12 protein-coding genes are annotated in these 13,286 nt (G+C 66.3%); all 12 read left to right on the forward strand.

Annotated elements, in window-relative coordinates; all coding sequences use genetic code 11:
* Positions 1–5: 5 nt before the first annotated feature.
* The 12 genes from KW830_RS10295 (at position 6) to KW830_RS10350 (ending at position 13,254) form a co-directional block, all read left to right on the forward strand.
* Positions 6–1,424 carry a CpaF family protein gene (locus KW830_RS10295; protein ID WP_218333174.1) on the forward strand — a complete coding sequence of 473 codons (1,419 nt, stop codon included), beginning with the start codon at positions 6–8 and terminating at the stop codon, positions 1,422–1,424.
* A 21-nt stretch (positions 1,425–1,445) separates the two neighbouring features.
* Positions 1,446–2,435: a type II secretion system F family protein gene (locus tag KW830_RS10300; protein ID WP_218333070.1), complete on the forward strand. Its 990-nt coding sequence runs from the start codon at positions 1,446–1,448 to the stop codon at positions 2,433–2,435.
* 26 nt (positions 2,436–2,461) lie between these two features.
* A complete protein-coding gene (locus KW830_RS10305) occupies positions 2,462–3,373 on the forward strand; it encodes a type II secretion system F family protein (RefSeq protein WP_218333071.1) in 912 nt (303 codons plus the stop codon).
* Positions 3,374–3,920: 547 nt separating this feature from the next.
* Positions 3,921–4,787, forward strand: a complete 867-nt coding sequence (locus KW830_RS10310; RefSeq protein WP_218333072.1) for a VOC family protein — start codon at positions 3,921–3,923, stop codon at positions 4,785–4,787.
* On the forward strand, positions 4,784–5,893 hold the full coding sequence (locus KW830_RS10315) for a M14 family metallopeptidase (protein ID WP_218333073.1): 1,110 nt from the start codon (positions 4,784–4,786) through the stop codon (positions 5,891–5,893). The genes KW830_RS10310 and KW830_RS10315 overlap by 4 nt, the downstream gene beginning before the upstream one ends.
* Before the next feature lie 25 nt (positions 5,894–5,918).
* Positions 5,919–6,932: a zinc-binding dehydrogenase gene (locus KW830_RS10320; protein WP_218333074.1), complete on the forward strand. Its 1,014-nt coding sequence runs from the start codon at positions 5,919–5,921 to the stop codon at positions 6,930–6,932.
* On the forward strand, positions 6,929–7,390 hold the full coding sequence (locus KW830_RS10325; protein WP_218333075.1) for a PaaI family thioesterase: 462 nt from the start codon (positions 6,929–6,931) through the stop codon (positions 7,388–7,390). Before KW830_RS10320 ends, KW830_RS10325 begins: the two co-directional genes overlap by 4 nt.
* Before the next feature lie 24 nt (positions 7,391–7,414).
* The gene (locus tag KW830_RS10330) at positions 7,415–9,037 is read left to right on the forward strand and encodes an ABC transporter substrate-binding protein (protein ID WP_218333076.1); all 1,623 of its coding nucleotides are present in this window, start codon (positions 7,415–7,417) and stop codon (positions 9,035–9,037) included.
* 9 nt (positions 9,038–9,046) lie between these two features.
* Complete coding sequence (locus tag KW830_RS10335) at positions 9,047–10,018, forward strand: ABC transporter permease (protein ID WP_218333077.1); 972 nt, start codon at positions 9,047–9,049, stop codon at positions 10,016–10,018.
* Position 10,019: 1 nt separating this feature from the next.
* Positions 10,020–10,925: an ABC transporter permease gene (locus tag KW830_RS10340; protein ID WP_218333078.1), complete on the forward strand. Its 906-nt coding sequence runs from the start codon at positions 10,020–10,022 to the stop codon at positions 10,923–10,925.
* A 29-nt stretch (positions 10,926–10,954) separates the two neighbouring features.
* Positions 10,955–12,493, forward strand: coding sequence for a class I adenylate-forming enzyme family protein (locus tag KW830_RS10345; RefSeq protein ID WP_218333079.1), 1,539 nt, complete (start codon positions 10,955–10,957; stop codon positions 12,491–12,493).
* The gene (locus tag KW830_RS10350; RefSeq protein ID WP_218333080.1) at positions 12,490–13,254 is read left to right on the forward strand and encodes an SDR family oxidoreductase; all 765 of its coding nucleotides are present in this window, start codon (positions 12,490–12,492) and stop codon (positions 13,252–13,254) included. The genes KW830_RS10345 and KW830_RS10350 overlap by 4 nt, the downstream gene beginning before the upstream one ends.
* The last annotated feature ends 32 nt before the right edge of the window (positions 13,255–13,286 follow it).

Below are 13,286 nucleotides of genomic sequence, written 5' to 3' on the forward strand. Positions count from 1 at the left end.
CCGCCATGTCGCTACGAGACTTTCTTGCCACCTCTGCCGCCCGGAACCCCAAGCCGTCGCTTCAGCTCGTGGCCGACAATCCCGACACGCCGGATGCACCGGTGGCAGAGGTCGCCCAGCCTCCTGCACCACCGCTCTACGGTCAGTCTCCGGCCTACCTGGCGCTGCGTGGCCGGATCCACGCCAAGATGGTGGAGCGCTTCGACCTGGCGGCGCTGGAAACCCTTCCCAAGCCCACACTGCTCCAGGAAATCGCCGCCATGACCGAACGGTTGCTGGCAGAAGACTCGGCGGCGGTCAACGATCTGGAACGCAAGCTGCTGATCCGCGACATCCAGCACGAGATGCTGGGCTTTGGCCCCCTGGAGCTGCTGATGGCGGACCCGGCGGTATCGGACATCCTGGTCAACCGACACGACCAGATCTATGTGGAACGCCTGGGGCGCCTGGAACTGACACCGGTGGTCTTCACCGATGAAAAGCACCTGCTGCGCATCATCGACAAGATCGTCTCGCGCATCGGGCGGCGCATCGATGAATCCAGCCCCATGGTGGACGCCCGGCTGCCCGACGGTTCGCGTGTGAATGCGGTCATCTCCCCCGTCGCACTGGATGGGCCGATGATGTCCATCCGGCGCTTTGCCCACACCCCGCTGCGCATGGAGAACCTGATCCATGACCTCAAGAGCCTGACACCGAACATGGCCCTGGTACTGGAAGCGCTGGCCAAGGCCAAGGTGAACATGATCATCTCGGGCGGCACCGGCGCTGGCAAGACCACCCTGCTCAACATCCTCTCGGGCTTCATCCCCGAGGCGGAACGGATAGTCACCATCGAAGATGCCGCCGAACTGCAGCTGCAGCAGCCCCATGTGGTGCGCATGGAAACCCGCCCGCCCAACATCGAAGGCCGGGGCGAGATCACGCAGCGCTCCCTGGTGCGCAATGCGCTGCGCATGCGGCCGGACCGCATCATCATTGGCGAAGTGCGCGGCGCCGAGGCCGTGGACATGCTCCAGGCCATGAACACGGGCCACGAAGGATCGCTGACGACCATCCACGCCAACACCCCGCGCGACTCGCTGTCCCGGCTGGAGAACATGATCGGCATGGCAGGGCTGAATCTGCCGCACCAGGCGGCCCGCCAGCAGATCGCCTCGGCCATCACCGTGATCGTGCAGGCACTGCGCCTCACCGACGGCAAGCGCAAGATCACCAGCATCCAGGAGATCACCGGCATGGAAGGCGATGTGGTCACCATGCAGGAAATCTTCGCTTTCACCCAGACCGGCATCGGTTCCGGCGGCGACGTGCAGGGGTACTTCCATGCCACGGGTGTACGCCCCAAGTTTGCCGAGCGGCTCAAAGGCTTCGGCATTGCGCTGCCGGACACCGTCTTCGACCCGACACGCCACTACCAGTGATCACCCCGAAAAGGAGCCGCCATGTCATCCTTTTTTTCCACCCATTCGGCACTGGTGATCGTCGCCCTGGTGTTTGTGGCCATGCTGCTGCTGCTGGAAGCCTGCCAGGTGCTGTGGCGACAGTACAAGAGCCCGGAAGCCAAGCAGCTGGAACGCCGTTTGCGCGCCCTCTCGGCAGCCGATGACCGCAGCACCCCGTCCAAGCTGGTCAAGGAACGCGTGCTCAGCGACATGCCGGGGCTGCAACGCACGCTGCAGCGCATGCCCCATGCACACCAGCTGGACCGGCTGATCGTGCAGTCGGGCCTGGAGTGGACGGTGTCGGGGCTGCTGCTCACCAGCGCCGTGCTGTGGGCCGCAGGAGCGCTGACCCTGAGCATGCTCCGCCAGCCGCTGGAGTTGGCGGTGGCCGGCGGCGCCGCGCTGGCCGCACTGCCCTGGCTCTATTTGCAGCGCAGGCGGCACCAGCGCCTGGTGCTGATGGAGCGCCAGCTCCCCGAGGCCCTGGACCTGATCGGGCGGGCGCTGCGTGCCGGCCATGCCTTCTCGGCGGGCCTGCAGATGGCCGGCGACGAGCTGCCCGACCCCATTGCCGGTGAGTTCCGTCTGGTGCACGACGAGATCAACTACGGCACCTCCTTGCAGCAGGCCCTGAACAACCTGGGGGAACGGGTGCCGATCACGGACCTGCGCTACTTCATTGTGGCGGTGCTGATCCAGCGCGAATCCGGGGGCAATCTCACCGAAATCCTGTCCAACCTGAGCCACCTGATCCGGGAGCGACACAAGCTCTACGCCAAGGTGCGGGTGCTCTCCTCCGAAGGCCGCATGTCCGCCTGGATCCTGGGGCTGATGCCCTTTGCCCTGGCCGCCCTGCTCAACCTGATGAATCCGGAATTCATGTCGGCCATGTGGAAGGACCCCATTGGGATCACCATCCTGAAATGGCTGGCCGTCATGATGGTGATCGGCATGCTGATGCTGCGCCGCATCATCCGTATCCGGGTATGAGCCTGTCTTGAATGCAAGGAGTCACCATGCTGATCTTCGCCCTGCTCACCTTTGCTGCGGTCATGCTCACTGCGGGGGCTCTGTTCTTCTGGCTCACCCCCACCGCCGCGGCGCAACGCCTGCAAGCACTGGCACCAACGGCCGGCCACAGCAACTGGACCGAGACGGCCGTCAGGTTGATCGGCCCCTTCGCCCACCTGTCATCGCCTACTGCGGGCATCGATGCCACGCCTTTGCGCCTGCGCTTTCTGAATGCCGGCATCCGCCACCACAGCGCCCCCATGCTGTACTTCGGCATCAAAACGCTGCTGCCCGTGGGCGCCGCCCTGGCCGTCTACTCCTTCATGCTGACCGTCAGCAAGGCCAGCAGCAACGAACGCATGTTCTACCCGCTGGTGGCGGCCCTGGTGGCCTGCTACCTGCCCAACCTGGTCCTGCGCTGGATGGCCTCGCGTCGCAAACGCGAAATCTTCGAGAATTTTCCGGACGCGGCCGATCTGATGCTGGTGTGCGTCGAGGCCGGGCTGGGTCTGGACGCGGCCCTGACCAAGGTGGCCGAGGAAATCCGCCTGCAGAGCGACGCCCTGGCCGAGGAACTGCACTGGACCAACCTGGAGATGCGGGCCGGCAGTGCCCGTGAAAAAGCCCTACGCAACCTGGCCGCACGCACCGGCGTGGACGAGATCCACACCTTTGCCGCCATGCTGACGCAGGCCGACCGGTTTGGCACCAGCATTGGCGAGTCGCTGCGCGTGTTCTCGGAAGACCTGCGCCACAAACGCCAGATGCGCGCCGAAGAACTGGCCTCCAAGATCCCCACCAAGATGCTGCTGCCCCTGGTGACCTGCATCTTCCCGGCGATTGTGATGGTCGTCCTGGGGCCTGCGGTGATCCGCATCATCCGCATGGCCCTTCCCATGGTATCCGGCACGGCGTGATACCGGCGGCCTGCGCCACGGCCCGCGTTCCCCGCGGCTCGTGACGCGCCTGCCGAGGGCGCCGCTCTGGTTCTGCGGCCCGGGTCACGCATCCCTTGCAGGGCCCGCCGCAGTGCTGGGAACGGGCAGTCCTGCCCGGCCTGGTGCGCACCTGCCCAATACCGCCGGGCCACCCCCAGGACCTTCGCAGTTCCTCCCCCCTGGAACTGCCCAGCGCGGCCTCCTGCGCCGCAAACACCCTTTCAGCCTCCGGGACATGCCGCCCACACGGCGGCCAGAAGCGCCGGCTTGGGCCTGCCCCTCACCCGCCATGGACCGGTCATCCGCACGCCGGTGCTGGGCCGGCCACCGGAACTCCCAGTGGCGCCCTGCCCTCTGGGCAGGCTGCCATCCGCATTGAAATGTCGGGCAACCCTACGCGCTGCTTACAAACCACATCCCGGCGTGTCAATGAACGGTTCCGCATATCGATACGCACAAGCATTCTTTTTCGAAAAACCGGCCCGGTGGGAACCTCGCTGCCTTAGCTGCCAAGCGAGGAAAACATATGTCTTTGCCATCGGTCACAGGGTTGGACCACTACATCATCCGGGTCAACGACCTGAACGCTGCCACCGCGCAGTACCGCAAGCTGGGATTCGCGCTGGCGCCACAGGGCGTGCACCACCAGGGCACCCGCAACCAGACGCTGATTCTGGATGCCAACTACCTGGAGCTGCTGTACTTCCCGCCCGCACTGCAAGCCACCTCGCGCTTCGCGCATTACCCCGATGCGTACCAAGGGCCCGTGGCGGTGGCGCTGCAGACCACCGACAGTGCGGCGGTGCACCGTGAGCTGGCCCAGGTCGGCATCCACGCCGAAGCGCCCGAAGGCGGCGGCCGCCCGGTGCATCTGCCGGATGGTGCCGAGGATGCGGCCTGGCTGAACACGCGTTTTCCCACCGGGGCCTTGGGCGCGCCGGACTTCTTCACCTGCGGGCATCTCACACGCCACCTGGTCTACCGTCCCGAGTGGCAGGACCATCCCAACACGGCGCGCCGCATCGAAGCGCTCGTCGTGGTCCACCCCGATCCGCTGAGCCTGCGCAGTGCCTACGAACAGGCCTTTGGCCGCATTTCCATCGGCAACACCGGCCCGGATGGCTGGACGCTGCGCCGTGGCTCGCTGCGGCTGCTGTTTCTCACGCCCCTGGCCTTCCAGGCCCGGTTCCCGGACATCACACCACCGGCCTCTGCGGAAGAAGGCGCATGGTTTGCCGGTTCCATCATCGGTGTGCGCGATCTGGCGCAGACCCGCCACGTCCTCGCCGTCAACGGCGTGCAGGCCCAGGACAAAGCCTATGGCGAGCTGGTCGTGAACCCCGCCGATGCGGCAGGTGCCCTGCAAGTGTTTGTGCAGGAGTCCCACACATGAGCACCGGTCTGGAAATCTGGGAAGCCTTTGCGAACGACTACAACGATGGCCGCCAGCGCTTCATCGCCCAGGCGCAGCGCGCCGGTGCAGAGCTGTCGCACTACGCCCACCCGACGTTGACCACCCCCGATGGGCAGCCCCTGACCCTGGATGTGGCCCGCCTGGGCCCTGCGGACGCCACCCGCACGCTGCTGCTCATCAGCGGCACGCACGGCCTGGAAGGCGCGGCCGGCTCTGCCGTACAGAACGCCTGGCTGGCCAGCCAGGCCGCGCGCGACTTGCCGCCCGACACCAATGTGCTGCTGGTGCATGCGCTCAACCCCTTCGGCTGGTCGCACGACACCCGCACCAACGAAAGCAATGTCGACCTGAACCGCAACTTCATCGACCACGCTGCCCCCCGACCCTCCAACACCGCCTACGACGCGCTGCATGCACAGCTGGTCCCGGACAACTGGACGGCCACCGAGCGCCAAGGCGTGCAGAACGCCATCCAGGCCTTCCGCGACGCGCATGGGGCCGATGCCACGTTCAATGCCATGGCCAGCGGCCAGTACCGCCACGCCCAGGGCCTGGCGTTTGGCGGCCAGCAGCGCGAATGGTCCAACCTCACGCTGGAGCGCATTCTCGGCGAGCACCTGGCACACACCGAGCGGGTGGCCCTGATCGACTGGCACACCGGCATCGGGGAGTACGGCGAGCCCTTCTTCCTGTGCTTCAACGCCGATGGCAGCGAAGAACAGCAGCAAGCCGCCCAGTGGTGGAGCCATGAGCGCGTGCTGGGCCAGCGCCCGCATGGGCTGGCGCGCCCCGACTACCAGGGACTGGTCTTTCGCGGTGTGGAGGCCTTCCTACCGGGCCGCAAGGTCGCCGGCGCCGTGATCGAGTTCGGCACACGCGGCACCAACACCAGCGAATCCCTGCGCCTAGACCAGTGGCTGCGCTTTCGCGCCCCTCAGCAGGCCAATGCGGCCCGTGATGCACAGCTGCGCCACGACCTGATCGACACCTACGTTCCCTATTCCGGCGTCTGGCGCCAGTCCGTTCTGCGGCACGGCGTGGAAATCACCGACCAGGCGCTGCATGGCCTGGCCCAGTGGAACTGATTGAACCCAAGCGACATACATCCCCATGAAAGCTCTCGTACTGCGTGAACACGGCGACAACGAAAAGTTGACGCTGGAACCCCAATTCCCCAACCCGACACCGGGCGCCGATGACGTGGTGATCCGCGTCAAGGCCTCGTCGCTGAACTACCACGACGTCTTCACCCGCCGCGGCATGCCCGGCATCCGCCTGTCCTTTCCCGTCATCATCGGCCTCGACGTGGCCGGCGAGGTCGAACAGGTGGGCGCCAATGTCACCGACTGGAAGCCCGGCGACCGGGTGCTGGTGGACCCCATCGACCGTGTCGATGGCGGGCTGGTCGGCGAAACCATCCACGGCGGCCTGGCCGAGCTGTGCCGGGTGCCCGCGCACCAGCTCATCCGCTTGCCTGACCAGGTCAGCTTCGGTGAAGCCGCCGCGCTGCCGGTGGCCTACGGCACGGCGCTGCGCATGATGAACCGCATCGGCCAGGTCAAGGCCGGCGAGAAGGTGCTGATCCTGGGCGCCAGCGGCGGTGTGGGCGTCTGCGCGGTGCAGCTGGCCAAGCTGGCCGGCGCCACGGTGATTGCCTGTGCAGGCACCCCGGAGAAAGCCGAACAGCTGCGCCAGCTGGGCGCCGATGATGTGATCCTCTACACGGAAGAAGACTTCCTCAAGGCGGTGCAGACGCGCTACGGCAAGCCCGCGCGCCGGCGCGGCCAGGCCGGTGGTGGCGTGGATGTGGTGGTGAACTTCACCGGTGGCGACACCTGGGTGAAGTCGCTGCGCTGCCTGCGCCTGGGCGGACGGGCCCTGACCTGCGGTGCCACGGCAGGCTATGACCCCAAGGAAGATCTGCGCTTCATCTGGACGTTCGAGCTGCAGATCCGTGGCTCCAACGGCTGGGAGCGCGAGGACCTGCACGAGCTGCTGGAGCTGGTGCAGTCCAGGCAGCTCAAGGTCCTGATCGACCGCCAGTGGCCGCTGGATGACGGTGCCAAGGCGCTGGCCTCCCTGGAAGACCGCAAGGTCTTCGGCAAGGTGCTGGTGGCCGCATGAGCGAAGCCGCCACCCTGCCTGCGCAGACGCAGGCTTCTGCCTCCCCGGAGCGCCTGGATCTGCAGCAGATCCAAGCGCACTTTGACCGCTCCCCCTTCATTGCCTGGCTGCAGCTGCAAGCGCTGGAGGTGGACCACGAAGCAGGCGAGCTGACGGTGCATGCACCGTTCCAGGAGGCGCTGGGCCGCAGCGCCAACACCGGTCAATGGCATGGCGGTCCGCTGGCCGCCGTGATCGACACCGTGGGCGACTTCGCCGTCGGCATGCTGGTGGGACGCGGCCTGCCCACCATCAACTTCCGGGTGGACTACCTGCGCCCTGCCATCGGCACCCACCTCAAGGCGGTCGCCAAGGCCCGCCGCGTGGGCAAGACGGTGGGCGTGGCCGATGTCGATCTGTTCAATGACCAGGGCGTCCTGGTCGCCATCGGTCGCGCCAGCTATGCCACGCTGGGCTGACCACGCAAACAAGTGAAAACTACCATGACCCAACCCACCGCTTTGTCGCGCCGTGACGTTCTGATCCGCAGCGCTGCCGGCATCTCCGCCGCCGCCAGTTACAGCTGGTTGACACCCGCCCAGGCCCAGACCACGGCCCCCAAGCGCGGGGGCACCCTGGTCATCTCCTGGGGGGGGCTGGAGCCCCAGGCGCTCTATGTGCCCGGCGGTGGCGGCTCGGCGCCCTACCAGACATCCACCAAGATCCTGGAGCGCCTGCTGCGCATCGACGACAAGCTGCAGTTCCAGCCCGTGCTGGCCGAGTCGGTGACGCCTTCCGCCGACTTCAAGCAGTACACCATCAAGCTGCGCCAGGGGGTGAAGTGGCATGACGGCAAGGACTTCACCGCGCAGGATGTGGTCTACAACGCGCTGCAGCACTGGAAACCGGTTTCTGCCGGCATTGCGCTGAAATCCCTGGCGGACGCCAAGGCGGTGGACAGCCACACCGTGCTGCTGACCTTCAGCACCCCGGTGCCGGAGTTCTTCCTGAAGTCCACCCTGGCCGGCGCGTACCAGCTGGTGCTGCCGCGCCACCTGTACGAAGGCAAGGACATCATCACCAACCCGGCCAACAACACCCCGGTCGGCACCGGGCCCTGGAAGTACGGGCAATGGGTGCGAGGCAGCCACGTGCAGTACCAGCGCAATGAACAGTACTGGCGCCAGGGGCAGCCCTATATCGACAAGCTCATCGTGCGCTGGTGGGCGGATGCTGCCTCCCGCGGCGCCGCACTGGAAACCGGCGAGCTGGGCCTGGCCTATTCCAGCCCCGTGCCGGCCCGTGACATCGACCGGCTGGTCAAGACCGGCAAGGTGACGCTGGAGACCCGTGGCTACGAGAACGCAGCCTGGACGGTCACCGCCGAATTCAACCAGCGCCGCGAGCATGTCAAGCGCCGTGAGGTGCGGCAGGCCATCCTGCACGCCATCAACCGCCAGTTCATTGTGGACACCATCTACTACGGCCGCGGCAAGCCTGCCATTGCGCCGATTTTCAGCAGCAACCCTGTGTTCTTCACAGACGACGTGCCGCGCTATGCCTTCGACCCCAAGAAAGCCGGCGCACTGCTGGATGCAGCAGGTCTGCCGCTCAAGGATGGCAAGCGCTTCAGCGTGAATCTGCTGGCCGCTGCATGGTTTGAAGAGAACGCCAAGCTGGGGCAGTACCTCAAGCAGGCGCTGGAGGATGTGGGGATTGCGGTGAAGCTGGACTCGGTGGACCGGGCGACCGCCTTGAAGCGCATCTACAGCGACTACGACTACGACATCGCCATTTCCAACTTCACGGCGCCGCTGGAGCCGGTTCCCACCGTCACGCAGTTCTTCACCACCGACGGCATTGTCCGTGGCGGTGCGTTCCGCAACGCGACCGGCTTCTCCCACCCCGAGATGGATGCGCTGGTCGGCCGCATCACGGTGGAAACCAAGCCCCAGGAACGCAAGAAGCTGGTGCATGCCTTTGCCAAGCTGGCATCCACCGAGGTCCCGCTGGTGCCCCTGGTGGAAATCCAAGCCTTCACGCTGGCCAGCAAGAAGCTGCACAACTTCACCTCCGTGGCCGATGTCCAGGGCGGCTCGCTGGACGATGTCTGGATCGGTGCCTGAGGTGGCAGCATGCTGTTAAACCTCATCTTGCGGCGGCTGGGACAGGCGGTGCCGCTCCTGCTGGGGGTGGTAGTGCTCAACTTCCTGCTCATTCAGATGGTGCCCGGCACCTTTCTGGATGTCATGACGGCAGAGCGCCAGGTCACCGATCCAGCACTCATCGAGCGCTTGCGCGTGACCTATGGCATGGACCAGCCTGCCAGCGTGCAGCTGCTCAAGTACATCGCTTCGGTGGCGCAGCTGGACCTGGGCTATTCCTACCGGCACAACACCCAGGTCATCGACGTGATCGGCGCCCACCTGCCGGCCACGCTGATCCTGATGCTGTCCGCATTGGCGATTGCGGTGCTGGTGGGAGTGGCTGCGGGCATCGTCTCGTCCATCAAGGTCAACACCTGGTGGGACACGGCGGTCTCCCTGTTTGCCACGCTGTGCTTTGCGGCGCCCAGTTTCTGGCTGGGCATCATGCTCATCGTCCTGTTCGCGGTGAAGCTGGGCTGGTTCCCGGTGGGCGGCATGGTCACCATCGGGCTGGATGGCGGGCTCTGGCAACAGACCCTGGATGTGCTCCACCACCTGGCACTGCCGGCCATCACCCTGGGGCTGTTCTACAGCGCCAGCTACGCCCGTGTCATGCGCGCTTCCATGCTGGAGGTCAGCCGCATGGACTATGTGCGCACGGCCAAGGCCAAGGGCCTGAAGAACGTGGCCATCGTGCTGCGGCACATGGCCCGCAATGCGGTGCTTCCCATCGTCACGCTGCTGGGGCTCCAGCTGGGTGCCGTGCTGGGCGGCAGCATCGTGGTGGAAGCCGTCTTCAGCTGGCCCGGTATCGGCAGTGTGCTGTTCGACAGCGTGATGAGCCGCAACTACCCGGTCGTGCTGGGCATTCTGGTTCTGAGCTCGGCCGTGGTGATTCTGGCCAATATTGCCGTGGACATTCTGTACGCACGGCTTGACCCGCGCATCAAGGCGCTCTGACATGCGTTCCATTCCTACCCCCATTCCTGCGGGGCCCAGTTCCTCCCCTGCCATCCGCAAGGCGGCGGGCGCCATCGGCCCGTTCCTGCGCCGCTTTGCGCGCAACCGCGGCGCCGTGATTGGCGCGGTAATCCTGTGCACCATCGCGGTCGTGGCCCTGGCGGCCGACCTGCTGTTCCCCACCGATCCCTTGCGCATCGTGGCGACGCCCGAGATCTGGCCTTTGACCCAGTGGAGCCATCCACTGGGCACCGATTCGCTGGGCCGGGACATTGCCGCCATGATCGCCCACGGTGCCCGCGCCACCTTGCTCATCGGCCTGGTGGCGGCCACCACCGCCACCCTGCTGGGCGTGGGCATAGGCGCGGCATCCGCCTGGGCCGGCGGCTGGGTAGATGAGGTGCTGATGCGGGTGACGGAGCTGTTCCAGATCATCCCGAATGTCGTCTTCGTGCTCACGGTGGTGTCGATTCTCGGTCCCCACATCGAAGCCATCACCCTGGCCATCGGCCTGGTCTCCTGGCCCCCGATCGCACGGCTCACGCGTGCGGAATTCCTGTCCTTCAAGGAGCGGGAGTTCGTCCAGGCCTGCCGTTCGGTCGGTCTGCACCCGGCACACATCATCTTCAAGGAAATCCTGCCCAATGCGCTGCCCCCGGTGATCGTCATGTCGTCGCTGGTGGTGGCGGGCGCCATCCTCTACGAATCCGTGGTGTCGTTCCTCGGCCTCGGCGACCCCAATGTCGCCAGCTGGGGACGGCTGGTGGGCGAAGGGCGCAGCCTGATCCGCACCTCCTGGTACCTGTGCGCCGTGCCCGGCGTGGCCATCATGCTGGCGGTTCTCTCTCTGAATCTGGTCGGCGACGGGCTCAACGACGCCCTCAACCCCAAGCTGCGCAAGCGCTAAGGCGCAGCAGCTCCATCCCCCCTCGAACCATGACCTCTCACCGCTACAACCTGGGGGATCTCAACGATCCCGCGCTTTCGCTGGAAAGCACCGCCATCATCGACCTGCGCGAACCCGCCCAGCCGCGCCAGTACACCCATGCGCAGGTGCGGGCACTGGCCGGCGGGGTGGCCCGCTGGCTGGCGGAACAGGCATTCCCCGCAGGCTCGCGGATTGCCATCGCCTCGCTGAACCGCGCCGAATACCTCATCACGTATTTCGGCATCATGCGTGCCGGCCATGTGGCCGTGCCCCTCAACATCAAGCAGTCGCCGGAGATTCTGGAATATGTGCTGCAGGATGCCGATGTGGTGCTGGCCTTCACCGATGGCGCGCGCCGCGCCGCGCTGGCCAGCCATGTGCCGGTGATCGATTTCGATGATGCCGGCCCCGACGGCTTTGCCGCACGCATTGCGCCAGCCGAGTTCCAAAGCACACGCCCTGCGCACGACGATGTGGCGCAGATGCTCTACACCTCCGGCTCCACCGGCAAGCCCAAAGGCGTCCCGCTCACGCATGCGGGGCAGCTCTGGGCGCTGCAGGCCACCACGGAGGCCCCCGGTGCCGCACAGGCGCGCTACCTGCTGGCGCAGCCGCTGTTCCACATGAACGGACTCTTCATGTCCAAGCGCGCATTTGCCGTGCATGGGCTGCTGGTGATCCAGCCCGGGTTCGATGTGGATGCCTACATCGACGCGCTGGAGCGCTACCGCATCACGGTGCTGACGGCGGTGCCGACCATGTTCGCACGCATCATCAAGGATCCCCTCAAGCTGCAAGGACGGGACTTCTCCGCGCTCAAGCGGGTCATGCTGGGCTCGGCCCCGATGACGCTGGACCTGCTCCAGCGCATCCAGCACGCCTTCCCCGACGCCCGCGTGACGCATGGCTATGGCACGACCGAGGCCGGCCCCGCCGTGTTCGGACCGCACCCTGCCGGCATTCCCACGCCCGGACTGGCCTTGGGCCACCCCATCGACCCGGCCCAGGTGCGGCTGGTGGACGGCCCCAGCGACGACGAAGGGGTACTGCTGATGCGCAATCCGGCCCTGCTGTCCGGCTACCACAACCTGCCGGAGAAAAGCGCCCAGGTGCTGCAAAACGGCTGGTACTACAGCGGTGATGTGATGCGGCGCGATGCCGACGGCTTTTACTACTTCATCGGCCGTGCCGATGACATGTTTGTCTGCGCGGGCGAGAACATCTACCCCGTGGAAGTGGAGAAGCTGCTGGAAAAGCACCCCGACGTGGCCCAGTGCAGCGTGGTGCCGCTGCCCGACGAGGAACGCGCGCAGGTGCCCGTGGCCTTTGTGGTCCGGCGCGAAGGCGCTTCGGTGGATGCGGAAACCCTGAAGCAGCATGCCCTGGCCAACGGCCCGGCCTACCAGCACCCACGCCGCGTCTGCTTTGTGCAGGAGCTGCCCTGGGCCGGCACCAACAAGGTGGACCGGCATGCCCTGGTGCACCTGGCCCGCGATCTGGAAAAGCGCCAGGCCTGGCACCAGCACGGCACGGAGGTGCTGGCATGAGCAGCTTTGACCTTACCGGCAAGACGGCCCTGGTCACCGGCGCCAGCCGCGGCATCGGGCGCAGCATTGCCCTGGCGCTGGCGCAGCAGGGTGCACAGGTGTTCATCCACTACCACCAGGCGGCCGAGGCCGCCCGGTCGCTGCAGGCCGAGATCGCGCAGAGCGGTGGCCAGGCATCGGTGCTGGCCGCCGACCTGAGCCTCCCGCAAGGCGCGGAGCAGCTCGCCGATGCCCTCATCGGGCAATTGCAGGCCGCAGGCCTTGGCGGTCTGGACATTCTGGTGAACAACGCCGGGGTGGGCCTGAAGGCACGCATTGCCGATGTGCAGCCCGCCGATTTCGACCACGTGCTGCAGGTGAACCTGAAAACACCGTTCTTCCTGATCCAGCGCCTGCTACCCGTGCTGAAGGATGGGGGTCGCATCATCAACATCTCGTCGATGGGCACGCGTGCAGCCTATCCGGAGATGAGCGTCTACGCCCCCGCCAAGGCCGGCCTGGAAGCACTGACGCTGCTGCTGGCCAGCGAGCTGGGCGCGCGCGGCATCACCGTGAATGCGGTGCTGCCCGGCGCGACCGCCACCGACCTGAACACCCGGGCCAAAGACCCCGCGCAGGCGGCCGTCATTGCCCAGAGCGTGGCCTTGGGCCGCGTGGGCCAGCCAGGCGACATCGCGGGGATCGTGGCTTTCCTCGCCAGCGATGCCGCCCGCTGGGTGACCGCGCAGCGCATCGACGCCAGCGGCGGCCAGCGCATCTGAGCGCCGACCGCAGGTGCCGCTTGTGTCGCATT

Origin of the sequence: Comamonas sp. CMM03 (assembly GCF_019218715.1) — a bacterium.
Lineage (GTDB): Bacteria > Pseudomonadota > Gammaproteobacteria > Burkholderiales > Burkholderiaceae_C > Comamonas > Comamonas terrigena.